This window comes from Pseudomonas sp. GM33, from assembly GCF_000282295.1.
Taxonomy (GTDB): Bacteria; Pseudomonadota; Gammaproteobacteria; order Pseudomonadales; family Pseudomonadaceae; genus Aquipseudomonas; species Aquipseudomonas laurylsulfatiphila.
This window is the reverse complement of sequence record NZ_AKJO01000035.1, coordinates 1-24,878: the sequence shown is the minus strand read 5'-3', so window position 1 is coordinate 24,878 and position 24,878 is coordinate 1. Positions and strand designations below refer to the sequence as shown.

Here is a 24,878-nt window from a genome sequence, read left to right as displayed (position 1 = left end):
TTGAGGCCGGTGGTACCCACGACCTGCTAGACCCAGGTCGACGCGTGACCAAATGTTTCAATTTGGTCGCAGGTCCACACTAGCGCCCACAAGGGATCAACAAAAATGAATAAAAATTGGGTCGTGCATAAGTAAAGACTTATAGTTGATTAACCAGCCAGCGACGAGAGTGACCGGATAATGCGTAAGTCATTGATGCGTATGACTTTGCGGCAATTGCAAATCTTCAATGAGGTCTGTGATTTGCGCTCTTACAGCCGCGCGGCCGACGAAATGTCGCTCACACAACCTGCCGTCAGCCTGCAGATTCGTCAGCTCGAAGAGCTGATTGGCCAGCCTTTGTTCGATTATGTCGGCAAAAAGCTCTACATGACCGAAGCCGCTGAAGCGTTACAGCGAGCCAGCCGGGATATTTTCGGACGCCTGGAAAACCTCGACATGCAGCTGTCGGACATGCAGGGCTCGTTGCAGGGGCAACTGAAACTGGCGGTGGAATCCAGCGCCAAGTATTTCGTGCCGCATCTGTTTGCCGCATTCAAACGCCAGCACCCGGAGGTGAACCTGCAACTGACGGTGGTCAATCGCGGCCAGGTGATTCGGCGTCTGTCGGACAACCGCGACGACCTGGTGATCATGTCCATGGTTCCTCAGGACATGGGCCTGGAGTTCCTGCCGTTCCTGAACAACCCGATCGTCGCCGTGGCGCCGCCGGATCACCCGCTGTGTCATATGGGGCCGCTGCGCTTGCAGGATCTCGAGCCCTACACACTGCTGCTGCGAGAGCCAGGCTCCGGGACGCGGTTGGCGTGCGAAGAATATTTCAAAGAGAAGCGCGTGCACTTCAACCAGACCCAGGAAGTCTCGTCTGCCGAAGCTCAGCGTGAATGCGTACTGGCAGGTCTGGGCGTTGCGCTGTTGACGCGCCACGCCCTGAACCTTGAGCTGGCAACCGGTGGGTTGATCGAGCTACCCATCGAAGAGCTGCCACTGTTTCGCAGCTGGTGCCTGGTGCAGGCCAAGGCGAAACGCCTGTCACCGGTGGCTCACGCCTTCCTGGCGTTTATCCGCAGCGAACGGATCCAGATCAGCGCGCTGGTTGAGCGTTTCGACGGGAAGTCGAGGGAGATGCCTGCCAGAAGTTGAGTTCCAACTCCGGAAAGTCGCCAATTTCGGCCAGAAGCTGACGGCGTTCGCAGCGATCTTCGATGGCGCGACGGAATTCCATACGGCGCTGGTCTTCTTGCTGACGACGGGTTTTGACAGCGCTGTTGCGTTCTTCGTAGGGCATGGCCATTTCGAGTCTCCCAAGGCGAGTACGGGAGTTTCAAGATAGGCGCGAGGGATGACGGTTTGGCGGCTTGATGGTTACAGACCGATGAATGTTGTTTGGTCCTGTGGCGAGGGAGCTTGCTCCCGTTCGGCTGCGCAGCAGTCGCACAATTCTTGGGGCCGCTTCGCGACCCTGCGGGAGCAAGCTCCCTCGCCACAGGGGGTCGCGCCGGCCTTGAAATCAGTCGTCCAGCGCTTTCACCGACTTGGGCGACAACCGCAAACTGCGCAAACTGCGTTTAACACTCTTGAGGTGATTGACCAGGCTCGGGCCACGGGCCATGGCCACGCCCATCGCCAACACGTCGATCACCACCAGGTGAGCGATACGCGAGGTCAGCGGCGTATAGATTTCAGTGTCTTCGTGCACATCGATCGCCAGGTTGACCGTCGACAACTCGGCCAATGGCGTCTGGCTTGGGCACAACGTGATCAACGAAGCGCCGCTTTCGCGCACCAGGTTGGCGGTGATCAGCAGGTCCTTGGAACGACCCGACTGGGAAATGCAGATGGCCACGTCAGTCGGCTTCAATGTCACGGCCGACATCGCCTGCATGTGCGGGTCGGAGTACGCCGCTGCGGTGAGCAGCAAGCGGAAGAATTTGTGCTGCGCATCCGCCGCGACCGCACCCGAGGCGCCAAAACCATAGAACTCGACGCGCTGGGCCTGGGACATCAGCGTCACGGCCCTCTGCAACTCCAGCGGATCGAGTTTCTCGCGAACCTCCATCAGGGTATGCAGGGTGGTGTCGAAGATTTTCAGGCTGTAGTCAGCGACCGAATCGTCTTCGTGGATCGCAAACTGGCCAAAACTCGCACCGGCCGCCAGGCTCTGGGCCAGCTTCAGCTTCAGGTCCTGAAAGCCGGAACAACCGATGGCACGGCAAAAACGCACGATGGTCGGTTCGCTGATACCCACGCTGTGGGCCAGGTCGGCCATGGAGCTGTGCATCACGGCCGCAGGATCAAGCAGCACGTGGTCGGCGACCTTGAGCTCCGACTTGCGTAACAGGTGACGAGACTGGGCGATGTGTTGCAGCAGATTCAAAGGGCTGGACTCTTTGTTATTGGCAGGTGCCGGGGATGTAGCACGCTTGTAGTTATACTACATGAATGGGCTTTTTGCCTCCTCAATGCGTAACCACATCCCTCGGCATTGGGGCACGCGCGCTCCATGTAGCGTTCATTGCCGGTTTTCCAGTTGCTCCTCCACGCTCGCCTTCTGGCGTTTCGGCAAAATTGCGCCTCGCATTACAAAGATCACCACCAGTTACTTAATTAACAACCCGCCACAAATATCAAATTACAAACAAGACAACCGTCATCACCCACAAACTGAGTAAAGCTGAATATATTAAACATGCAGGACGCAATTAACTTAATTACAGGAGTTACATACCATGCTTGATAATCTAGCCGACATCCGTTGGACCGCCCAAATCGACCGCATGCCAGGAGCGGCTTCTTTCCGGGTCTTTGGCACCATAACCGTAGGAAATACGGCCAATATACCAACGCTGGTACGAAGTGAAATTCAGGACAAACCTTGTGATTTAAGACTTGACCTGAAAGCTAACCCCAACCAAATTGGATTGACAGTTATAACGCAAGCCATCGTCGAGTATAAGTCTGCCGACATTCCCAATGTTACTAGCGTCAGTATCTATTTCGAAGGTAAATTAATGGCCTGCATTAATGAAATACTGATCACCGATTAAGAACACCCGCTGCAAACTTCCCGTCAGACCGCCAAGTCCTGACGGGAAGCCATTTCGGTCAATCCACACCATTCTCTCGCAGCAGAACGGCCAGGACCTGCGCCTCGACCGGCCGACTGATCAGATAACCTTGCACCTCATCGCAGCGCTCAGCCTTGAGAAACTCAAGCTGCTCCTGGTGTTCCACCCCTTCCGCGACAACCTTCAACGACAAGCCATGGGCCATGGCAATGATCGCCCGTGTGATCGCGGCATCTTCGGTGCCCTCGCCCAGTCCGCGGATGAACGCCTGGTCGATTTTCACGTAATCCACCGGAATGCGTTTGAGATAACTCAAAGACGAATACCCGGTGCCAAAATCATCGATCGCCAGTTTCACCCCGAGATCACGCAGCTGCTGGAAGGTTGCGATGATGTGTTCGACGCTGTCCAGCAACTGGCTTTCGGTGAGCTCCAGCTCCAGGAAATGTGGCTCCAGCCCGGTTTCCTCCAGCACCTGCCGTACCAGACTGACCAGCTTGCCCTGGCGCAATTGATGCACCGACAGATTGACCGACACCCGAATCGCATCGAGCCCCTGCCGCTGCCACTCACAGGCTTGCCAGCAGGCCTGACGCAGCACGAACTCACCGATCGGGCCGATCAATCCGGTTTCTTCAGCCAGGCCGATGAAATCCCCCGGCGGCACACGGCCCATGGTCGGATGATCCCAACGCACCAGCGCCTCGGCAGCATTCAGCTTGCCCGTGGCGAGGCACAGCTTGGGTTGGTAGAACACCTTCAACTGCTTCTCTTCGATGGCTTTGCGCAACTGGTTTTCCAGCTGCAAACGCTCCAGCGTGCTGGCTTGCAGGCTGTCGGTATAGAACTGGAAGTTGTTGCCGCCCAAATGCTTTGCGTGCTGCATGGCCATGTTCGATTGACTGACCAACGCGGAAATTTCCCGGGCGCTGTCCGGCAACAGACTGATGCCCATCGACGCACTGACCACCAGCTCATGGCCGTCAATGGTCACCGGCAAACGTAACTTGCTCGCCAGACGAGTCGCCACCCGCGCCAGGCTCGAAAGGTTGCCGTAGGCATTGAACAGCACGGCAAACTCATCGCCGGACAGACGCGCGATGGTGTCTGCTTCAGGCAATGCATTCACCAGTCGCCGGGCTATTTTCTGCAACAACTGGTCGGCGACTTCATGCCCCAGGCTGTCATTGAGTTGCTTGAAGCGGTCGAGATTGATGTGTAACAAGGCCAGGCTGCGATAACCGCCTTGTCGTACCCGTTGATGAGCCTCGCTGAGGCGTTCGCGGAACATCGCGCGGTTGGCCAGACCGGTAAGTTCGTCGTAATGGGTCAGGTAGCGCATTCGCTCTTCGGATTCCCGGCGGGCAGAAAGATCCGCGAAGAAGCCCACGATATGGCTGACATTTCCCCGGCTATCGCGCACGGCATTCAATTGCAGCCACTGCGGATACATCTCGCCGTTCTTGCGGGTTTCCACCAATTCGCCCTGCCAACTGCCTTGCTGCTCCAGCGCCTGATGGATCGTGGCGTAATGCCGACGCGCATCTCGACTGCAGGGCAACTCAACGACATTGCGTCCGATCATGTCTTCGATGGCATAGCCGGTCACCCGACTGAAGGCTTGATTGATCGCGATAAGGACGTAGTTCGGGTCGAAAATCACAATCCCTTCGCTGGCCGCCTCGAATACGGTCGCCGCCAGTTGCCGCTGCTCTTCCAGGTTTTTGCTGACGCTGATGTCGCGACGAGTGCCGACCATGCGCAAAACCCGTCCGTTCTCGGCACGCTCGACCGCCCGCCCACGGTCCTCGATCCAGACCCAGTGGCCATCGCCATGGCGCACGCGATACTCGATTTGATAGTCCTCGGTGCGGCCCTTCAGATGCTCGACCAGCGCCCTTTTCAGCGCTGGAAGGTCCTCGGGGTGAAGACGCGGCTTGAGGTGACGCAGGATTGCCGTGACCTGATCCGGCTCCAGGCCGAACAATTCCTGAATCTGCGTGTGATGGACTTCGTCGGTTTGCAGATTCCAGTCCCACAACCCCAACTCGCTGGCCTTCAATGCCAGCGCCAGGCGTGCTTCGCTCTTGCTCAGCGCCTGGTTGGCGGCGTCCAGCTCCAGGCTGCGCTGAGCGACGCGGTTTTCCAGGTCGACCTGGATCTCTCGCAATTCGTTCTCGGCGCGTCGACGCTGTTCGATCTCCTTGGCCAGCTTTTGATTGAGCTGATCACTGCTGCTTTGCGCCTGCTGTAGATGTTCGATCAATGCCTGATTCTGAAAGCGTCGCATCAAGCCCCGATCGATCAATCGATTGACCTGCCAGGCCACCACGCTCAATGCACCGAGCAGAATCAGCCCGAACCAGCCCCAGCCCTGTTGCTGCTCGTCACCGCCCCAAAACATATAGGCGATGGCCGGTAGCAGACAGGGCAAGGTGAAAGACAGAAAGGCCGGCAAACTGACGGCATAAGCCACGCTGGCCGAGAGCGCTGCGGCGCCGATGAGCCCGAAGACCCAGGCTTGCTGAATGAAGTTATCGGCGGGGACCAGGGCAATGCCGGCACCGGCCAGGGTCAGACCAGTGAGGCCGGAACCCAGCAAAAACATCCGTCGCCAAAGGGGCTGGGCTTGACGATTGGGGATGGCCGAATCGAAGGCTGCGACCTGAATCACCCGCAATGCCACTAACGACAACAACCACACCAGCCAGACACTGACCAGGAAATAGCGTTGCGGACTCCAGAGCAACCCGGCACAGACCAAGCCATTGATCAGCATGAACAACGTGGGCAGCAGCGATCCCTGATACAACAGGCGCGTGCGTTCGACCGCCATTTCCATGGCGTATTGCTTTCTGATAACCCGGGGCTCCACAGTGGGGCCCGACAGGTCGAAGCTGAGGGTCATAGGCGATGTTCTTGTTCTTATAATGATGAGCATGGGCCCGAAACTGCTCGGAGCATACACAAGCAATTGCCCGGACCAAACTGCTGCTGATCAATAAATCGCCAAATTTTTCAGCTGCCGCCTCACCCTGAAAACGCTCAAGGCACGCCCCGCCAACGCCTGCGGCCGATGACTGACCGGTCGTCCCTCGCATAACTTTCATCGGTTAATGCGAAGCGGGGTTTGCCCGGTGTGACGCGGCCCCCTAGAATGCCCCGATGCGCGATGATCTCTCCCTTCTGCTGAACTCCCTCAACGATGCCCAACGCCAGGCCGTAGCGGCCCCCGTGGGTCGTCAGTTGGTCCTGGCCGGTGCTGGTTCCGGTAAAACCCGAGTGCTGGTGCACCGTATCGCCTGGCTGATCCAGGTTGAAAACGCCTCGCCCCACTCCATCCTGTCGGTGACCTTCACCAACAAGGCTGCTGCCGAGATGCGCCAGCGCATCGAGCAACTGATGGGTATCAACCCGGCCGGCATGTGGGTCGGCACCTTCCACGGCCTGGCGCACCGCTTGCTGCGGGCGCACTGGCAGGAAGCGGGCTTGAGCCAGACTTTCCAGATCCTCGACAGCGATGACCAGCAACGGCTGGTCAAGCGGGTGATCCGCGAACTCGGCCTGGACGAGCAACGCTGGCCGGCCCGTCAGGCCCAATGGTTCATCAATGGGCAGAAAGACGAAGGTCTGCGCCCGCAACACATTCAAGCCAGTGGCGATCTGTTCCTGGCGACCATGCGCGGCATCTATGAGGCCTACGAGGCCGCGTGCCTGCGCGCCGGTGTCATCGACTTCTCCGAACTGTTGCTGCGCGCCCTCGATCTGTGGCGCGACCACCCGGGCCTGCTCGCTCACTATCAAAAGCGCTTCCGGCACATCCTCGTGGACGAGTTCCAGGACACCAACGCCGTGCAGTACGCCTGGTTGCGCCTGCTGGCCAAGGGTGGCGACAGCCTGATGGTGGTGGGCGATGACGACCAGTCGATCTACGGCTGGCGTGGCGCGAAAATCGAGAACATCTACCAGTATTCCGAAGACTTCCCGGACGCCGAAACCATTCGCCTGGAGCAGAACTACCGCTCCACCGCCGGCATCCTGAAGGCAGCCAACGCCTTGATCGCCAACAACACCGGGCGCCTGGGCAAAGAGTTGTGGACCGACGGTGGCGACGGCGAGGCAATCAATCTGTATGCCGCCTTCAACGAACACGACGAAGCACGTTACGTTGTCGAAACCATCGAAAGCGCGCTGAAAACCGGCCTGTCTCGCAGCGATATCGCGATTCTGTACCGCTCCAACGCCCAATCGCGGGTTTTGGAAGAAGCGCTGCTGCGTGAGCGCATTCCGTACCGCATCTATGGCGGCCAGCGCTTCTTCGAGCGCGCCGAAATCAAGAACGCCATGGCTTACCTGCGATTGCTCGAAGGACGGGGCAACGACGCCGCGCTGGAACGAGTAATCAACGTGCCAGCCCGCGGCATCGGCGAGAAAACCGTCGAAGCGATCCGCGACCATGCGCGCCACAGCGATGTGTCGATGTGGGAAGCGATGCGCCAACTGGTGGCCAACAAAGGCCTGACCGGTCGTGCGGCCGGCGCCCTTGGCGCGTTTATCGAGTTGATCGAGAACCTTGCCGCCAAATGCATGGAAATGCCGCTGCACCTGATGACCCAGACCGTCATCGAGCAGTCGGGCCTGATCGCCTATCACGAAGCGGAAAAAGGCGAGAAAGGCCAGGCCCGGGTGGAAAACCTTGAGGAACTGGTCAGCGCCGCACGCAACTTCGAAAACAGCGAAGAAGACGAAGACCTGACGCCATTGGCCGCGTTCCTCGGTCACGCGTCGCTGGAGGCCGGCGATACCCAGGCCGACGAGCACGAAGACAGCATTCAACTGATGACCCTGCACAGCGCCAAGGGCCTGGAATTCCCTTACGTGTTCCTGGTGGGCATGGAAGAAGGCCTGTTTCCGCACAAGATGAGCCTGGAAGAGCCCGGCCGCCTTGAGGAAGAACGTCGCCTGGCCTACGTCGGCATTACCCGGGCGATGCAGAACCTGGTGATGACCTACGCTGAAACCCGACGCCTTTATGGCAGCGAGACCTACAACAAGGTGTCACGCTTCGTACGCGAAGTGCCGAAAGGCCTTATTCAGGAAGTACGTTTGTCCAACAGCGTCAGCCGGCCGTTTGGTGGCAACCAGTCGATGAGTGGCAGCAACCTGTTCAGCGGCAGCGAAATTCCGGAAACCGGCTTCAGTCTGGGTCAGACCGTCCGCCATTCGATCTTCGGTGACGGCGTGATCCTCAACTTCGAGGGCGCCGGTGCTCAGGCCCGGGTGCAGGTGAACTTCAGCGAAGGCAGCAAGTGGCTGATGTTGGGTTACGCCAAGCTGGAAGCGATCTAAAAGACCGCCAGAGGTCTAATGTGGGAGCGGGCTTGCTCGCGAAGAACGATCACGCGGTGTTTCTGATGAACCGCGGTGCTGCCTTCGCGAGCAAGCCCGCTCCCACAGGGTTAGGCGTTGGCCTATGTGAATGAAAGGGAACAAATATGGGCTCAGGCTTTTTTTCCTCCTGGACATTCTGGGCCCTGTTATCGGCGGCATTCGCGGCGATGACCGCCATTTTCGCGAAAGTCGGCATCGAAAACGTCAATTCCGACTTCGCCACCCTGCTGCGGACGATCGTGGTATTGGTCAGCCTGGCCTTGATTTTGTACGCCACGGGCCAATATCAGTCATTGGGATCGATCTCGGCCAAGAGCTACCTGTTCCTGCTGTTGTCGGGCTTGGCCACTGGTGCGTCGTGGATCTGCTATTTCCGCGCACTCAAGGTCGGCCCGGCGTCACTGGTTGCCCCGGTGGATAAACTCAGCGTGGTGCTGGTGGCCGTTCTTGGCGTAGTCCTGCTGGGTGAAAAACTCGACCTGCGCCAATGGGGCGGAATCGGTCTGATCACGGCCGGAGTCGTCATGCTGGCATTACGTCGCTAGGCGAACGTCCTACAAAACTCATCCACTCATCTGACAGATCAAAGTCAAAAGGCCCTATTGCACTGACTGAAGCTGAATGAAACCTGTCAGGCAAAAGCCCGAAACACTCTGCCGCTAGCCAGTAACACTTCAGCTGTGCAACATGGCGCGCGTGCCTTCCACAAATGGGAATTCCCTTTATGAAACGTTTTCTTAGCATCGCCATGGCGTTGTGCATCGGCCTGACGATGAGTCTCGACGTCAATGCCGCCAAGCGCTTCGGTGGTGGCAAAAGCGCAGGCGCTGCGCCGACGCACCAGACCAGCCAGATGGCTCCTTCTTCTCCAGGCATGGGCGGCGCTGCGGCGACCGCTGGTGCTGCCGGTGCCGCTGGCGCCGCTGCCAAGGCCGGTGGCGCTTCGCGCTGGCTCGGCCCACTGGCCGGTATAGCGGCCGGCGGCCTGCTGGCATCCATGTTCATGGGCGACGGCTTCCAGGGCATGCAGATCTTCGACATCCTGATCATGGCTGTCATCGCATTCCTGGTGTTCCGCTTTATCGCCGCCCGTCGTCGCAAGCAGCAGGAGCATTACGCTCCGGCCGGCCACGCGCCGATGCAACGTGAAGCGTTCGAACAGAAGCCTGCCGGCGCTTCGATCTTTGGTGGTTCGCCAGCGCCTGTTGCCGCTCGCCCAGTGATCAACGCTCCAGCCTGGTTCAACGAAAGAAACTTCGTCGAAGCGGCGCGCAATCACTTCCAGTCCCTGCAACAGCACTGGGACGCGAACGAAATGGACAAGATCGCCGAGTTCGTGACCCCGCAAATGCTGGAGTTCCTCAAGCGTGAGCGTGCCGATCTGGGCGACGGTTTCCAGTCCACCTACATTGATAACCTCAATGTACAGCTGGACGGTGTGGATGATCGCGCCGACAAGACCATTGCCACCCTGACCTTCACCGGCGTGTCGAAAACCTCGCGTTTCGACCAGGGCGAAGTCTTCAGCGAAAGCTGGAACATGGAACGTGCACAGGGCGAAAACCAGCCTTGGCTGGTGGCCGGTATCCGCCAGAACGGCTGATCACCCTCCACGTTTCACCTGCTGCAATAAAAACCCCGGCCTCGGCCGGGGTTTTCTATTTCGCGGTTGCATCTATAGCAAGCTACTGTATAAACCGCCCCATATAAACCGCGCCATACAAGCAAGAGGATCCCGGACGTGGAAGAAATCATCGAACAACTGCGTGAAGCCAACGAACCGGTACCGGTCCCCTTGGAATTGCCTGACGAAGACCTGCTGGTCGAAATCGAAGAACAACTGTTCATCGACATTCCGTTCGTATTCAGAGAGTTTCTGCTGACCGTCAGCGACGTGGTCTACGGTAGCCTGGAGCCGGTCACCGTGACCGATCCGCAATCCCACACCTACCTGCCCGACGTTGCCGCCAACGCCTGGGACGCCGGCGTCGATCGCAGCCTGATCCCGATCTGCCAGGACGGTGACGACTACTACTGCGTCGAAGAAGACGGCACCGTGGTGCTTTGGCAGGCCGAAGAAGAGCTGATCGCCGAAGAAACCTGGGAGTCGGTGTGGCACTGGGCACGGGACGTCTGGCTGGAAAGCTGATCCCGTCAACGCCGCTGGGTGGTCAATGCCCGGACGACTCGTTGTGATTGTCGAGGGTCTCCAGCAACGCCACCTGCATCCGCGTATGCATACGAATGAACCAGCGCCACAACAGCGCCGCCACGGCGGCCGCGACCACGGCGATCAGTACCAGCAACTTGTTGGTCGGCAGAATACTGGCCGACAAGGCTGCCAACAGCAAAAAGATCACCAGCAGCGACAGGATCGGGATCACTTCGGCGATCACCCTGCGCACTCGCTGCGTGTGGCGCCCGGCCATCTCTGGCTTGACGCCCATTTCCGCCAGCAACATCGACAGGGCTTTGAGCTTGCGGTACGCCGCAATCAAAAAAGGCAGCGACAACAATAGCGCCCCACCCCATATCAATGCCTTCTGCCAGCTGGGGTCGCTGATCCAGCCTTGCACGTAAGCCGACATGCGTTCGGCGAAGTACGCGCCCGAGAAGAAAATCGCGATTACCAAAGCCAGGTTGACCCCGACCTGCAGCAAAATTCTTCTGATCATCGACGCCAGCAACGCCCCCTCACCCTGAGGCTGGATGCTGCGCAGCCATTCGCCGTACATCCCCAATACCCGTCCCAGGCGTTCCGGCATGACGCCCGCGAGCTTGATCGACAATGGATCAGCCGCGCGAATCAGATAAGGCGTCAGCAAGGTCGTGATCACCGACACCGCCACAGCCACCGGGTATAGAAAGTTACTGGTGACCTGCAACGTCATGCCCAGTGCCGCAATGATGAAAGAGAATTCGCCAATCTGTGAAAGACCCATCCCGACCCGCAGCGAGGTACGTCCGTCATTACCGGCGATAAACGCCCCAAGGCCGCAGGACAACATCTTGCCGAGCACCACGGCTATGGTGATTACGGCGATTGGCCAGGCGTACTGAAGCAGGATTGCCGGATCGAGCATCAGCCCGATGGCGACAAAGAAAATCGCGCTGAAAAGATCTCGAACCGGTTCAATCAAGCGTTCGATTTTCAGCAGTTGCCGGGATTCAGCCATGATCGCGCCAATCAGGAACGCGCCGAGCACCATGCTGTATTCAAGCCTGACCACCAGCAGGCAGAAGCCGAAACACAAGCCCAGCACGGTAATCAGCAGCATTTCGTTGCTCTCGAACCTGGCCACGTAGGCCAGCAACCGCGGCACCATCAGAATGCCGATGACCAATGCGACGATCATGAACAGCGACAGTTTGCCCACTGTAGAAAACACTTCGCCGGAGCTGACCGTACCACTGACGGCGATGCTGGACAGAAGCGCGATGATGCCGATGCCCAGAATGTCTTCGACGATCAGCACACCGAATATCAACTGCGCAAACCGCTCGTTCTTCAACTTCAGATCATTGAGCGCCTTGACGATGATGGTGGTTGAGGAAATCGCCAGGATCGCGCCAAGGAACAGTGAATCCATGGTGTTCCAGTCAAACCAGCGACCGATCTCGTAGCCGATCCAGATCATCAGCACGATTTCCAGGAATGCCGCGATGAAGGCCGTGGCACCGACCTTGAACAACTTGCGCAGGCTGAACTCCAGGCCCAGGCAGAACATCAGGAATATCACCCCGAGTTCGGCCAGGGTCTTGATGGTTTCTTCGTCATGGATCAGGCCGAATGGCGGGGTGTGCGGGCCAATGATGAAACCGGCCACGATATAGCCCAGCACCACCGGTTGTTTCAGGCGATGAAAAACCACCGTCACCACACCTGCGATCAACATGATCACTGCCAGATCCTGAATGAAACTGATGGCATGCATGGCGAGCGGCTCCCTGATTGAAGTTGCCCGACTCACAGACGCAGGAATGGTCTGATCGAGCCGAGCAAAAGTCTGCTTTGCGCGTAGGAAATGTCCCTGTGTCCGGGCTTTTTGCAGGGTAACACCGCGACTTCTGGCAGAAAGGCGGTGCAATATATGGAAACAGATCGATCCGGCGTGACGGCAGCTCTGCGCCCGGCGTCCCGATAACTGTTGGTTTGAAAAAACCGCCGAGGCACCCGCAGAGGTGCGTCCCTCAAACCTGGCCTTGACCCGTGAGAATGCTATGGAACCCGGAAACGCCCAGCTGTCGATGACGGTATTGATGACCCCTGACATGGCCAACTTCTCTGGCAATGTTCACGGTGGCACCCTGCTCAAATACCTCGACGAAGTGGCCTACGCCTGCGCCAGCCGTTATGCCGGCCGCTATGTGGTGACCCTGTCGGTGGACCAGGTCATTTTCCGTGAGCCGATCCATGTCGGCGAACTGGTGACCTTTCTCGCCTCGGTCAACTACACCGGCAACACCTCCATGGAGGTGGGCATTAAAGTGGTGACCGAGAACATTCGCGAGCGTTCGGTGCGTCACACCAACAGCTGCTTCTTTACCATGGTCGCGGTGGATGACCAGCGTAAACCTGCCCAGGTACCGCCGCTGCAACCGGACAATAGCGAGAGCAAACGCCGCTTCATCCAGGCCCAGCAGCGCCGGCAGATTCGCCAGGAACTGGAAAAGCGTTATCAGGAGATCAAGGGCGACGCCTGAGTTTGTTCAGTCAGGTTGATGCTGTTCTCTAGAGCGCCTTCGCGAGCAAGCCCGCTCCCACACCGGATCTATGCAACACCGAAGATCAAATGTGGGAGCGGGCTTGCTCGCGAATGGTTTCAACACTCAATCAGAGACTGATTGGTGTCGCCTCGAACCGCACCCGCGGATGGGCAATCCGGTCCTGAGCCCGAACCAGTTCCAACTCGTAGCTGGCACAGGCCTGGGTTTCCAGCAGCACTTCATGCACCGCCGACGCCGCGAACTCGAACGCAGCCACCAGGCTGTCACCCAACAGCACACGCGCCAGGAACAGCCCGGACGTCAGATCGCCCACGCCCACCGGCTGACGCGGGAACGCCAGCAACGGGCGCTGCAAATGCCAGCTGCCTTCGGCTGTCACCAGCAACATCTCGAAGACCTCTGCCGACTTGCCTGGGTAGTCCAGATGCTTGACCAGCACCGCTTTCGGGCCGCGCGCCAGCAATGCACGCGCCATGGCCAGGCAATCGAACAGCGATTGCGGCTTGCGTCCGGAGAAACTGTCCAGCTCCAGCTGGTTCGGGCACATGAAGTCCGCTACGGCGGCAGCCTCCTCAAGCAGAAAATCACTGACTTCCGCCGGAACACTGCAGCCTTTCTCCGGATGCCCCATGACCGGGTCACACAGGTACAGTGCCTTGGGATTCATCGACTTGATCCGCGTCACACCCGTCAGGATCGCCCGGCCCTGGGCCGCACTGCCGAGGTAACCGGAGAGCACCGCATCGCAGTTGCCCAGCTCGCCAATCGCCGCGATACCCTCGACCAGCTCAGGTATCTGGTGCGGTGCCAGCACTTCACCGGCCCATTGACCGTACTGGGTGTGATTGGAGAACTGCACGGTATTGAGCGGCCAGACATTCACCCCGACCCGTTGCATCGGGAAAACCGCGGCACTGTTGCCGGCGTGACCGAATACCACGTGGGACTGGATAGCGAGCAAATGCGGTGTACGTTTCATGCGGTGGATTTCCGTAAAACGATTGAAATTCTAGCCGCGCAGTATGCGACTAAACGCAGCCTGTACGACAGACCAGCGACGCAGTTAAGCTGACACTATCTTGTTGGAGCACCCTGTTGATGCTGACCCTTGGAAATATATTCGTGCTGATGCTGTTCGCCACTGCCGGCGCATGGCTATGGCACAACCACGGCTTGCGCGAGCGCGCGCTGGAGCGGGTCAAGCAGCATTGCACCAAGCTCGGGATCGAATTGCTGGACGGCAACGTGGCGTTGAAAAGAATCGCGTTCATCAGGGATGCCAGTGGTCGGCGACGCCTGGCCCGTGTGTATAACTTCGAATTCACCGTGACCGGCGAAACCCGCCACAACGGCACCATCACCCAGTTCGGCGCTCACAGCGCACAGATTGAACTGGCGCCCTACCCGGTCCCGTTCGACGAAACCGAACCGGTGGTCGATGTGGTAAAGCCTCGCGCAGAAGTGATCGAGCTGAGCCAGTGGCGTCAGGAACATACCAAGTGGCGGCCGTGAGCCGTTAAGCCGATTCGCCTCGGCACGCTGCCAGTTCGCTCTGCAATCGCTCCGCATCCTGGGGTTCACTGAAAATCAGCTCGATGCGTGAATCCTGCCGCCACTCGCTGGGCTGCCAGTCCAGCACCGAGTTATCCACCGCGTTCGCCGAGATCCATCCGTCGACACTGTGGATAACCAGCTTCGCCCGCCTCCAGCCAAGGCCTTCAAGCCACCGGCCAACCAACGCGGCATCCAATACCTGGCTTGGGTGCCAACGCCAACCGATGCTCCAGCCTCCATCCTGTTCCTGACTCAAGCAAATGGGCAACGCGGGATCGCTCCAGACCGCCGGCAGCGGTGCCAATCCCTTGGGCACGACGAAGTTATCCACACCTGCCCGCGCTTTGGCGTTCAGCCCCGGCAGTTCGCTCAAGGGTAAAACCGCCTGTTGCGTCCAGCACAGGGGGGTCGGCGGCAGTTGCCCGGCGATTCGCTGGCGACTGTCTTCCTCGAGACCTTCGGACTTGTTCAGCAGTAACAGTCCCGCATGGCTCAGGGCTTGCTGTTGCGCATCCGGCAACGGTTTGCCAGCGGCGAGCGCCTGGGCGTCCAGCACCAGCACACAAGGCTGGACAGCCAACACGCCTTGCCACGGCGCCTCGCTCAATTGCCTGAGCAACTGCGCCGGATGCCCCAAGCCCGAGGGTTCGATGAACAGCCGATCCGGTTGCGCCTTGCGCAACAAGCGCCCAAGGCCAATCTGAAAAGGTGCACCATTGACGCAGCACAGGCAGCCCCCGGCCACTTCACCCAGTGCGATACCATCGGCGTCCCGGGTCAGTAGCGCAGCATCGAGACCGATCTGGCCAAACTCGTTGATCAACACCGCCCACCGCTCGCCTGCCGGGCGCTGGGCCAACAGGTGCTTGATCAGGCTGGTCTTGCCGGCGCCCAACGGACCGGCAATGACATGAGTGGGGATATTCTGCAGCATGGTCGATGATTTCTGAGGAGGTGATGGATGCGGTTGATTGGCTTGTCGTTGCTCCTGGCACTCGTTTCAGGCGAGGCGCTGGCCCAGGCCTGTGTGGTGCACAGCCAGGCCGAGCGGCTTGATGTCCAGGTTTGCCAGCAGAACCGCAACATCCCGTCAAAACTCTTCGCCGACGGCTTCTGCCAGCCGAACCTGGCGGGGCAGAAAGTCGATGTGCAGTATGTCGATCAATGCCCCGGCGGCGCATTTGGCATCTGCAGCAACGCCCAAGTCGCCAATATGCCCTACCGCCAGGATATTCACTATTACGGCGTTGCCACCGACGCGGCATATTTGCAACCGTACTGCGAGGCCCAGAGCCAGGGCACGTGGCTCAAGCCTTGAAGCGCCATCAGAGGATCAGGCCGCTTCTTCGCACCAAGGGCCGAATGGATCAGGCAGCAAACGCCAGCCCTCTGCGCCCAATACCATTTCCTCATCGGTCAGCAGGCAGGCGTCCAGTTCGGCAGTAAGCTGCGTGAAGTCGATGTGCTGACCGATGAACACCAGTTCCTGACGACAATCCCCGCTGTCGGCGGTCCAGTTTTTCATGATCCCGGCAATACTTTCCGCATCCTGCGGCCATTGGTTTTTCGGTACGTAACGCCACCAGCGCCCGGCAAATCCATAGCGCATCAAACCGCCGGCCTGGGACCAGCTGCCGGCGTCCCTATGCTTGCTCGCCAGCCAGAAAAAGCCCTTTGAACGCAACAGCTTGCCGTTGTCCCAGGGGCCGTCGATGAAGTCGAAGAAACGCTGTGGATGGAACGGCCGACGTGCCCGGTAGGCGCTGGAAGCAATGCCATATTCTTCGGTTTCCGGCACGTGCTCCCCGCGCAGCTCCTGCAACCATCCCGGCGCCTGGGCAGCCTTCTCGAAATCAAAACGACCGGTGTTGAGGATTTTATCCAAGGGGATTTCGCCCATCGTCATCGGAATGATGTCCGCCCGGGCGTTGAGCCGCTCGAGGATGGCGATCAGTTCCTCGCGTTCGTGGCTGCTGATCAAGTCGATCTTGCTGAGCAAAATCACATCGGCAAACTCGACCTGCTCGATCAACAGATCGGTAATCGAACGTTCGTCTTCTTCGCCAAGTGTTTCTCCCCGGGAAGCCAGGCTTTCGGCAGCCTGGTAATCGAGCAGGAAGTTCATGCCGTCGACCACCGTGACCATGGTGTCGAGACGTGCGATGTCGTTGAGGCTCTGGCCGTTTTCATCGCGAAAGGTGAAGGTTTCCGCCACCGGCAGGGGTTCGGAAATGCCGGTTGATTCGATCAGCAGATAGTCAAAGCGACCCTCCCTGGCGAGTTGGCTCACCTCCTCGAGCAAGTCTTCACGTAACGTACAGCAAATACACCCGTTGCTCATTTCCACCAACCGTTCTTCAGCCCGATTAAGGCTGACATCACGCTGGACTTCGGTGCCATCTACGTTGATTTCGCTCATATCATTGACGATGACCGCAACCCGCAAACCATCGCGATTACGTAGTATGTAATTAAGAAGTGTACTTTTTCCGGCACCAAGAAAGCCGGAGAGAACGGTCACGGGGAGTCGATTGGACATCTGCATATTCCTCACAGGGATGCCCGGTCGCTGTGTCGGGCTTACATAATGTTATACTGTAACAATGCAAATAAACCATCCCCTCTTGCCCGGCCGGGTAAAGGACAGGATGCTGAACGTCGCTTCCGACGTGAGAAAGCCCATGCGCAACGCCCTGAAAACTGCACTGTTCATGCTTTCCCTGCTGGTGGCTGCCGACGCGATGGCCCAGGTCCCGAGCCTGGCCAGGTGCACCCGCAGCGCCAACCTGCTGGCCTGCGTGGACGCGGATGGCAACGCCTACAGCGTCAACACCGCCGGAAACACAATCTATCTGCGGGGCTTCGAAATGGTTGGAAAGCGCCATTGGGTGCAGACCAACAGCCGCTACGGTCAGCTGGTGTTTTTCACCGGCATCGCTTCCGATGGCGAGGCCTGGGTTGGCTACAACCAGCGCGTCGGATGGACCACGATCAACCGGTTTTCGAGTTCCGGTGGTAGCGGCGCGAAGTTCACCTGCAACCGGATCACTGGCTGTTAGGCCCGCACCGGCCAAAAACAGGCTAAGCACAAGGCGCCTGGGTATGACGAAGACCTGCCCATGAAAAAAGGCATCGTTGATTTGATTGATATACTATAACATATCAAAACAACTCCCACGATGGACCTGCTCATGAATGCGCTGACTCTGCCGGATATCGCCACGCAGGCCTCACGCCAAGCCCTGCCACTGGAGTGGGTGGGCATGTGCGGTATTGCTCTTCCCGTTTTGCTTGATGGCCAACGCTCGAATGCAAAGGCTGATGCGGGCGTGAGCCTCGACGATGGCAGTGCGCGCGGCATTCACATGTCACGGCTCTATCTGGCGCTTGATTTGCTGGAGCAGGAAAACCTTTCACCGGCTCTATTGCGGCGGGTTTTGCAGCGTTTTCTTGAGAGTCATGAAGGCCTGTCCAGCAGTGCGCACTTAACCATTCACGCCGAAGTGCTGCTGAAAAGACCGGCGCTGATCAGTCCACTGTCTGGCTGGAAAAGCTATCCGGTGAGCATCGAAGCGCGTTTGAAAAACGCGATGTTCCACGTGGAACTAAAAATCGACGTGCCTTATTCCTCAACCTGTCCATGCTCCGCGGCCCTTTCTCGGCAGTTGATACAGCAGCAATTCGTCGATGATTTCGCCAACAAGTCACTGCAACACGCCGACGTTTTAGCGTGGCTCGGCTCCACGAACGGCATCGTCGCCACCCCTCACAGTCAACGCAGCATCGCACAGTTGCGCGTAAGGCTGGCTGATTTCCTTGATGAGTTGCCTCTGATCGCCATCATCAACGACGCCGAAGCCGCACTCGGCACAGCCGTTCAAACCGCCGTAAAACGCGCCGACGAACAGGCCTTCGCCCTGGCCAATGGTCAGAACCTGATGTTCTGCGAAGACGCCGCACGCCGTTTGAACACGGCCCTGAAACGCTCCACAGGCATCAATGCCTTCCACATTCGAGTGATCCACACCGAAAGCCTGCACGCCCACGACGCCGTTGCCGAGAGCCGTTTCAACTGGGACAACCTCACCCCCCTGTACAACGCATTGAGCAAGCCATGATCCGCAAGAATCCATCCGGAGATTTACCGCTGATTGCCGAGTCGGCCTACGTCGACAAGACGGCAATCAATTGCGGCAAAGTGGTGATTGGCGAGAACGTGTTCGTCGGGCCCTACGCGGTGATCCGAGCTGACGAAGTCGACGAGTCGGGCGACATGCAGCCGATCACCATCGGCGCCAACTCGAACATCCAGGACGGCGTGGTGATCCACTCCAAATCCGGCGCGGCGGTGACCATTGGCGAGTTCAGTTCCATCGCCCACCGCTCGATCGTGCATGGCCCCTGCACCGTGGGCGATCGGGTGTTCATCGGCTTCAACAGCGTGCTGTTCAACTGCGTGGTCGGTGACGGTTGCGTGGTACGGCACAACTCGGTGGTCGACGGGCGTGACCTGCCTGAAGCCTTCTACGTGCCCTCCACCACTCGGATCGGCCCCACCACCGACCTCTCGCAATACCCGCCGGTGAGCGTCAGTGCGTCGGAGTTTTCCGAAGACGTGGCGCGCACCAACGTCGATCTGGTGCGCGGCTACAAAGCCTTGCAAAACGAGTTCTGACCATGAGCAACGTGCTGACTCGCAATGCCCGCCCCGTGAATGCGCCGATACAAAATGCCTGGCACGACAAAGGTCTTAATGACAGCAGCCAGGAATTAGCACTAGGTTTATGCGATAACGCTCGTTAGAAGCGACTGAGTACGCCGACCATGATCCAGATCACTCTGCCCGATGGTTCATTGCGTGAGTACGACCAACCGTTGTCCGTGCACGAGTTGGCCGCCAGCATCGGCCCCGAACTGGCCAGCGCGGCCGTAGCGGGCCGGGTCGATGGTGTACTGGTGGACTGCGAATACATGATCGAGGCGGATGCCAGGGTCAGCATTGTCACCCCCCGCGAGCCCGACGGACTGGAGATCCTGCGCCGTTCCTGTGCCTTGATGCTGGCCATGGCGGTCAAGCAACTCTACCCACATGCGCAAATGCGTGCGGGCAGGGAGTTGGGCGATGGCTTCTTTTACGAGTTTGTCGTCGAGCGTCCGCTGACTCCGGCTGACCTACCCCTCATCGAAGCGCGCATGCAGTCACTGGCAGCGACCAATCACTCGATCCGCCGTCGGCAACCGCGCGAACAGGAGTCGATGTACCGTCTGGGGGACACCGAGTACCAGAGCCATGGACCGCACGTCCCCACCACCAAAGTCTTGCAGGCATTCGCCCTCAATCACATCAGCGGCACGTTGCAACAACGGATCTATGGCACATGCTGGTCCAGCCATCAGGAACTGCAGCACTGGAGCCTTGCACCCCATGTGGTCGTCGTCAGCATGGATGACCGCCAGACGACTTACGCACAGGCGGTGACCGAATCCTTGCGCCAAAGGGGGGTGCGCGCAAGGGCCGACCTGCGCAACGAAAAAGTCCACTTCAAGATTCGCCAGCACAGCCGGACCGTGCCGTACCTGGTGGTGGTCGGCGAAAAAGAACAGGCCGGAGGGTTTGTCAGTGTGCGCAGCCGAACGGGGGAGGATTTTGGCCGGATGGCTGTCGAGGCGGCGTGTGAGTGGTTGAGTCAGTCGGGGATTCAGGGCGGCTAAATTGACGCCTTCGCGAGCAACCCCGCTCCCACATTTGATCTGTGGTGTTCACGAAACCAATGTGGGAGCGGGCTTGCTCGCGAAGCTCTTAAGCTCTCGGCTTCACCGTGCCGCAATCCTGCCCCAGCCAGACAGCGCGGGATTCAAGGCTGCCCTTCTGCTGAATGCCGGTGGCGTTGAACGTCCCATTGACCTTGGTGGTGAATTCGCGGTCACTGAGGAATGTCGCCACGCCGGCACCCTGGGCTCTCGGGCAGCTGAAGCGGAATTTCCACTGGTTACCTGAGCGGTCGGTGATTTCCTGCTTGCAGCCCGACTGCGGATCGGTCAGCGGAATGTTATCGGTCTTGACCTGCTCTGGCGTCAGGCACGCCCGGATCCCTTTGCCCCCCATGGTGATCCCCTGTTTTTCCAGCTGCGCGCGCTGCTCAGGGGTCATCTGGCTCTGGAGCTGACCAAGGATCAATTGCAGGTCCGGCATATTCTGCTCATCGACCTTCATATTGCTCGTGGTCAGCTCCCACAATCCTGGTTGCAGCATTTGCGCGTGAGCCGCCACAGGAAGTGCCAAACCCAGTGCCATGGCCAAACCCAGCAGACGAACGTTCATCGAGTAACTCCTGATCAGTAGTGGCCGTTAGACGTCAGCCGCAGGCTTCGGTTCATGGGCCAATTAATTAGCGACATTCTGCACGGAACATGGTCTGTTAAGCACTGAATCTTCAGGAGCAAGGCAGCCCCCATGGATTATTTCGGACCGCATATTTTCGGTTATACCATCGCCCTGCTGCACTCGCTGGGGATGATCGCGGCCATCCACGCCGTGTTGACCGTCCGTACTGCCCAAGGCTCCATTGCTTGGGCCCTTTCGCTGTTTTTCATCCCTTACCTCACGCTGATCCCGTACCTGGTGTTTGGCCGCAGCACCTTCGACGGCTATATCAAGGCCCGGCGGCAGGCCAACGAGCAAATGCGCAAGGCCGTTTCCGAACTAAATTGGCGACCCTGGGTAGAAGAAGCCCTCACCGCCCGCGCTTCCTCGGCGTACGCCTCACTCAGAGCGATGCCGAAGCTGGGACACATGCCGTGCCTGGCCAATAACGAGACGCGGCTGTTGATCAACGGTCAGTCGACGTTCGAGGCCATTTTCGAGGCGATCAGCCAGGCGAAAGCAGCCGTTTTGATCCAGTTTTTCATCGTTCACGACGACCGCCTCGGCCAACGCCTGCAAACCCTGCTGTTGAAGAAAGCCGCCGAGGGCGTGGCGATTTACCTGCTGTATGACCGGATCGGCAGCCACTCCCTGCCCCATAGCTACGTGCAGGCCTTGCGTGATGGCGGAGTCGAGGTCAAAGCCTTCGCCACCCGCAGTGGCTGGCTCAATCGCTTTCAGGTGAATTTTCGCAACCACCGCAAGATTGTGGTGGTGGACGGCATACTCGGTTTTGTCGGCGGGCATAACGTCGGTGACGAATACATGGGCGAGAAACCGCCCCTGGCTCCATGGCGCGATACCCATGTGCAAGTACGCGGTCCGGTGGTGGCCTGCATGCAGGAGTCTTTCGCCGAAGACTGGTTCTGGGTGGCTCGTGCACTGCCGCCGCTGATCCTGCCCGAGGTTTATCCGGAAGACGGCGTGCTCTGTCAGTTGCTCGCCAGCGGGCCGGCCGATGCCTACGAAACCTGTTCATTGTTCTTTGTCGAGGCCATCCACGCGGCGACCGAGCGGGTCTGGATTACCACCCCCTATTTCATCCCCGACGAAGCCGTGTTCGCGGCACTGCGCCTGGCAGTACTGCGGGGTGTGGATGTGCGGCTGCTGTTGCCGTCTCGACCCGACCATCGAATCGTCTACGCCGCCTCCAGCCTCTACGCCTTCGAAGCCGTGCGCGCGGGTGTGCGGGTATTCCGTTACGAACCCGGGTTCCTGCATCAGAAAGTGGTGTTGATCGACAGCGAAATCAGCGCCATCGGCAGCGCCAATCTGGACAACCGTTCGTTCCGGCTGAATTTCGAAGTGATGTTGCTGACCGTCGACCGCGCATTTGCCGCCGAGGTGGAACAGATGCTCAACGATGACTTTGCCAACGCCCACGAAATCGCCAAGGAAGAAGGCCGGGAGACCCGCCGCGTTCAACAGCTCGGCATGCGAGTCGCCCGGCTGATTTCACCGATTCTTTAAAGGTAGATATCGTCCCGGGTCCATGGCAGTTCATGACTGCCATCGGCGTGGGCCTTCACGGCGAGAATCTGGTGCAGGTTGATCCAGCCGCGGGCGAACGCGTAGGCACAACCGGCCAGGTACAGCCGCCAGATACGCAGGGCTTGTTCGGGTACCAGTTTGGAGGCCGCTTCGAGATTGTCTTCGAGGCGTTCGCTCCAGTGATCGAGCGTGCGGGCGTAGTGCAGGCGCAAGCTTTCGACGTCGACGATTTCCAGCCCGGCCTCACTGATCTCGGCAGAAATCATCGACAAGTGCGGCAGCTCGCCGTTGGGGAACACATATTTCCCGATGAAGTCACCGGCACCGCGCCCCACCGGACGGCCATCGGTGTATTTGGCGGTGATGCCGTGGTTCATCACCAGGCCGCCCTCTTTCACCGCACCGAACAGAGTCTTGCAGTACTCCGCCAGATTGGCGTGGCCAACGTGTTCGAACATGCCGACGCTGACAACCTTGTCGAAGCGGCCATCCTGCGGCAAGTCGCGATAGTCGAGCAGTTGCAGTTCGACCAGGTCCTCCAGGCCCTCCGCTTTTACGCGCTCCCGGGCCAGAGCCAACTGCTCCTTGCTGAGGGTTATACCAAACACTTTCGCGCCAAACTCTCGCGCAGCAAAACGCGCCAATCCGCCCCAACCACACCCCACATCCAGCAGATATTCGCCGGGCAGCAGGCGCAGCTTGCGACACAAATGACGGAACTTGGCTTGCTGGGCCTGCTCGAGGCTTTCGCTGCCGGTCTCGAAGTAAGCGCAGGAATACGCCATGTCGCTGTCGAGCCAAAGCTGATAGAACGCATTGGAAAGGTCGTAGTGGTAGGAAATCGCCTTGGCGTCTGTATCTTTGTCGTGAACACTACGAACAGGCTGATTGTCATCGTCTTCGTCCAGCAACGCCTGGCTCCATTCATCGCAGACGCGGATCACATCGCTGATGGAGCCTTCGAGCTCCAGTTTGCCTTCGACAAAAGCAGCACCGAGGGCATCCAGGCTTGGATGGGTAAACTGGGAGACCATTTGCGGGTCCTTGACCACAATCGTGACGCTGGGCGTCGGCCCCAGATTGAATTCATGGCCGTCCCAGAGTCTCAGGCGAAGCGGTAACTGCAGATTCTGTAAGGCCGGTGGAAGTTGCGCGAGCATGGAGAATCCCCCTTGTTTCAGACGTCTGATCAGAGGGTAGACCATCCTTGAAAAATAGCTGGCTATCGAATTAATAGCCGTTTTCAATGATTCGCGACGCCTACACCTGCCGCCGCGAACGCGAAAAATGATGTGCCCTCACTTCCAATGACTACACACCACGCCCACAGTTCTAAAAATTTGAAGACCCTTAATCACCCGATCTAGAGCATTCGCCTTCAGACTTCGTCCTTGAGTTTGAGCAATGGCTCATGAAATCGCAGCAATCGACCGGCATTGCCCAGGACCAGCAAGGTGCTGAGGTTATGCAACAACGCTGCAATCATCGCCCCGGCAGCGCCGAGCCAGCCGAACGCGGCGAAGGCCACAATGGCCAGGGTCCAGCCCAGCCCGATGATCACATTGACCTGCAATGTCTGGCGGCATTGGCGACTCAGGCGCACGCAGGTGCCCAGGCGACGCAGGTCACTGCCGATCAGCACGATGTCGGCCGATGCCAGGGCGATGTCTGCACCGCCCGCGCCCATGGCTACACCGACCACACCCGCCTTGAGGGCCAGTGAATCATTGATGCCATCGCCAACCACCATCGGCCGGAAGCCGCTGTCAATTTCCTTGAGCACGCGGTTGAGTTTGTCTTCGGGCAGGGCTTGCGCTTCGACGTCACTGATCCCGACATCCCGGGCGAGCGTCTGTGCGACGCTGTGTCGATCGCCGGTGAGCAACAACTGGCGACTCAGACCCAGTTCACGCAACTCACCCAAGGCAAACTGCGCCTCGGGTTTGACGCTGTCGGCCAGCAACAGCCAGGCAAGAAACTCCCCGTTGAGCGCCAGCCCTGCAATCGGACCATCGTGATCGGGAACCGCCGTTGTACTGATGCCCAGTTGCGCAAACAACTCCGGCCGGCCGAGCGCCGCTTCGCCCTGCCCGGTCCTCGCCACCACGCCAAGTCCCTGGCGTTCATGAATGTCGGTCAGCAGCAGAAAATCTTCCTGGGCCACCAACCCCGCGAGGGCGCGGCTGACCGGATGACTGCTGGCCGAGCCGAGGCTCCCCCCC

Annotated in this window: 24 protein-coding genes; 14 read left to right on the top strand and 10 right to left on the bottom strand. The window is 59.0% G+C overall.

All coding sequences use genetic code 11. The annotated features are described in order from the left end of the window. Positions 1-180: 180 nt before the first annotated feature. Positions 181-1,143 carry a LysR family transcriptional regulator gene (locus tag PMI26_RS23235; protein WP_007971700.1) on the top strand — a complete coding sequence of 321 codons (963 nt, stop codon included), beginning with the start codon at positions 181-183 and terminating at the stop codon, positions 1,141-1,143. On the opposite strand, the gene PMI26_RS23240 is transcribed toward PMI26_RS23235, so the two are convergent. Next, a complete protein-coding gene (locus PMI26_RS23240; protein ID WP_007971698.1) occupies positions 1,085-1,294 on the bottom strand; it encodes a PA3496 family putative envelope integrity protein in 210 nt (69 codons plus the stop codon). The genes PMI26_RS23235 and PMI26_RS23240 overlap by 59 nt on opposite strands. A gap of 216 nt (positions 1,295-1,510) precedes the next feature. After that, complete coding sequence (hexR, locus tag PMI26_RS23245; RefSeq protein WP_007954250.1) at positions 1,511-2,377, bottom strand: transcriptional regulator HexR; 867 nt, start codon at positions 2,375-2,377, stop codon at positions 1,511-1,513. A 352-nt stretch (positions 2,378-2,729) separates the two neighbouring features. Here hexR and PMI26_RS23250 point away from each other — a divergent pair, with 352 nt between their 5' ends. After that, the gene (locus tag PMI26_RS23250) at positions 2,730-3,047 is read left to right on the top strand and encodes a hypothetical protein (protein ID WP_007971697.1); all 318 of its coding nucleotides are present in this window, start codon (positions 2,730-2,732) and stop codon (positions 3,045-3,047) included. A 58-nt stretch (positions 3,048-3,105) separates the two neighbouring features. Here the strand turns inward: PMI26_RS23250 and PMI26_RS23255 are convergent, their stop codons facing one another. After that, positions 3,106-5,976 carry an EAL domain-containing protein gene (locus PMI26_RS23255; RefSeq protein ID WP_007971695.1) on the bottom strand — a complete coding sequence of 957 codons (2,871 nt, stop codon included), beginning with the start codon at positions 5,974-5,976 and terminating at the stop codon, positions 3,106-3,108. A 257-nt stretch (positions 5,977-6,233) separates the two neighbouring features. On the opposite strand from PMI26_RS23255, the gene uvrD reads away from it, so the two are divergent. The 4 genes from uvrD to PMI26_RS23275 all read left to right on the top strand — a co-directional run bounded on the left by uvrD (position 6,234) and on the right by PMI26_RS23275 (position 10,608). Beyond that, a complete protein-coding gene (uvrD, locus tag PMI26_RS23260; RefSeq protein WP_007971693.1) occupies positions 6,234-8,417 on the top strand; it encodes a DNA helicase II in 2,184 nt (727 codons plus the stop codon). A 146-nt stretch (positions 8,418-8,563) separates the two neighbouring features. After that, on the top strand, positions 8,564-9,004 hold the full coding sequence (locus PMI26_RS23265; RefSeq protein WP_007971691.1) for an EamA family transporter: 441 nt from the start codon (positions 8,564-8,566) through the stop codon (positions 9,002-9,004). Between the two features lie 179 nt (positions 9,005-9,183). Then, positions 9,184-10,062: a Tim44 domain-containing protein gene (locus PMI26_RS23270; RefSeq protein WP_007971689.1), complete on the top strand. Its 879-nt coding sequence runs from the start codon at positions 9,184-9,186 to the stop codon at positions 10,060-10,062. Between the two features lie 138 nt (positions 10,063-10,200). Then, a complete protein-coding gene (locus PMI26_RS23275; RefSeq protein ID WP_003187120.1) occupies positions 10,201-10,608 on the top strand; it encodes an SMI1/KNR4 family protein in 408 nt (135 codons plus the stop codon). Positions 10,609-10,630: 22 nt separating this feature from the next. On the opposite strand, the gene PMI26_RS23280 is transcribed toward PMI26_RS23275, so the two are convergent. Next, the gene (locus PMI26_RS23280) at positions 10,631-12,394 is read right to left on the bottom strand and encodes a cation:proton antiporter (RefSeq protein ID WP_007971686.1); all 1,764 of its coding nucleotides are present in this window, start codon (positions 12,392-12,394) and stop codon (positions 10,631-10,633) included. Positions 12,395-12,680: 286 nt separating this feature from the next. Between PMI26_RS23280 and PMI26_RS23285 the strand changes: the two genes are divergently transcribed. Further along, positions 12,681-13,163, top strand: coding sequence for an acyl-CoA thioesterase (locus PMI26_RS23285; RefSeq protein ID WP_007971685.1), 483 nt, complete (start codon positions 12,681-12,683; stop codon positions 13,161-13,163). Between the two features lie 130 nt (positions 13,164-13,293). On the opposite strand, the gene pdxY is transcribed toward PMI26_RS23285, so the two are convergent. Then, positions 13,294-14,166 carry a pyridoxal kinase PdxY gene (gene pdxY, locus PMI26_RS23290; protein WP_007971684.1) on the bottom strand — a complete coding sequence of 291 codons (873 nt, stop codon included), beginning with the start codon at positions 14,164-14,166 and terminating at the stop codon, positions 13,294-13,296. Between the two features lie 119 nt (positions 14,167-14,285). Here pdxY and PMI26_RS23295 point away from each other — a divergent pair, with 119 nt between their 5' ends. Further along, entirely contained in the window at positions 14,286-14,699 is a 414-nt protein-coding gene (locus PMI26_RS23295; protein WP_007971681.1) for a DUF3301 domain-containing protein, read from the top strand. A gap of 4 nt (positions 14,700-14,703) precedes the next feature. On the opposite strand, the gene PMI26_RS23300 is transcribed toward PMI26_RS23295, so the two are convergent. Then, a complete protein-coding gene (locus PMI26_RS23300; protein WP_007971679.1) occupies positions 14,704-15,675 on the bottom strand; it encodes a CobW family GTP-binding protein in 972 nt (323 codons plus the stop codon). Between the two features lie 27 nt (positions 15,676-15,702). On the opposite strand from PMI26_RS23300, the gene PMI26_RS23305 reads away from it, so the two are divergent. Continuing rightward, positions 15,703-16,059 (top strand): hypothetical protein, encoded by a 357-nt coding sequence (locus PMI26_RS23305; protein WP_007971678.1) that lies wholly within the window; start codon positions 15,703-15,705, stop codon positions 16,057-16,059. 15 nt (positions 16,060-16,074) lie between these two features. Here PMI26_RS23305 and zigA read toward each other — a convergent pair whose 3' ends face one another. Next, complete coding sequence (zigA, locus tag PMI26_RS23310) at positions 16,075-17,280, bottom strand: zinc metallochaperone GTPase ZigA (protein ID WP_007971677.1); 1,206 nt, start codon at positions 17,278-17,280, stop codon at positions 16,075-16,077. 142 nt (positions 17,281-17,422) lie between these two features. Here zigA and PMI26_RS23315 point away from each other — a divergent pair, with 142 nt between their 5' ends. The 4 genes from PMI26_RS23315 to PMI26_RS23330 all read left to right on the top strand — a co-directional run bounded on the left by PMI26_RS23315 (position 17,423) and on the right by PMI26_RS23330 (position 20,453). Continuing rightward, on the top strand, positions 17,423-17,800 hold the full coding sequence (locus tag PMI26_RS23315) for a hypothetical protein (RefSeq protein ID WP_033047525.1): 378 nt from the start codon (positions 17,423-17,425) through the stop codon (positions 17,798-17,800). Between the two features lie 132 nt (positions 17,801-17,932). Continuing rightward, entirely contained in the window at positions 17,933-18,859 is a 927-nt protein-coding gene (gene folE2, locus PMI26_RS23320; RefSeq protein ID WP_007971675.1) for a GTP cyclohydrolase FolE2, read from the top strand. Then, positions 18,856-19,416, top strand: a complete 561-nt coding sequence (locus tag PMI26_RS23325; RefSeq protein WP_007971674.1) for a gamma carbonic anhydrase family protein — start codon at positions 18,856-18,858, stop codon at positions 19,414-19,416. The genes folE2 and PMI26_RS23325 overlap by 4 nt, the downstream gene beginning before the upstream one ends. 149 nt (positions 19,417-19,565) lie before the next feature. Further along, positions 19,566-20,453: a His/Gly/Thr/Pro-type tRNA ligase C-terminal domain-containing protein gene (locus PMI26_RS23330; RefSeq protein WP_007971672.1), complete on the top strand. Its 888-nt coding sequence runs from the start codon at positions 19,566-19,568 to the stop codon at positions 20,451-20,453. 88 nt (positions 20,454-20,541) lie between these two features. On the opposite strand, the gene PMI26_RS23335 is transcribed toward PMI26_RS23330, so the two are convergent. Beyond that, the gene (locus tag PMI26_RS23335; protein WP_007971671.1) at positions 20,542-21,063 is read right to left on the bottom strand and encodes a DUF3617 domain-containing protein; all 522 of its coding nucleotides are present in this window, start codon (positions 21,061-21,063) and stop codon (positions 20,542-20,544) included. A gap of 132 nt (positions 21,064-21,195) precedes the next feature. Between PMI26_RS23335 and cls the strand changes: the two genes are divergently transcribed. Beyond that, the gene (gene cls / locus PMI26_RS23340; protein WP_007971670.1) at positions 21,196-22,635 is read left to right on the top strand and encodes a cardiolipin synthase; all 1,440 of its coding nucleotides are present in this window, start codon (positions 21,196-21,198) and stop codon (positions 22,633-22,635) included. Here the strand turns inward: cls and cfaB are convergent. Further along, a complete protein-coding gene (cfaB, locus tag PMI26_RS23345) occupies positions 22,632-23,816 on the bottom strand; it encodes a C17 cyclopropane fatty acid synthase CfaB (RefSeq protein WP_007971668.1) in 1,185 nt (394 codons plus the stop codon). The two genes, cls and cfaB, sit on opposite strands and share 4 nt — an antisense overlap. Positions 23,817-24,034: 218 nt before the next feature. Then, positions 24,035-24,878, bottom strand: an 844-nt coding sequence (locus tag PMI26_RS23350; protein ID WP_007971666.1) for an HAD-IC family P-type ATPase, incomplete at its 5' end; no start/stop codon positions are given.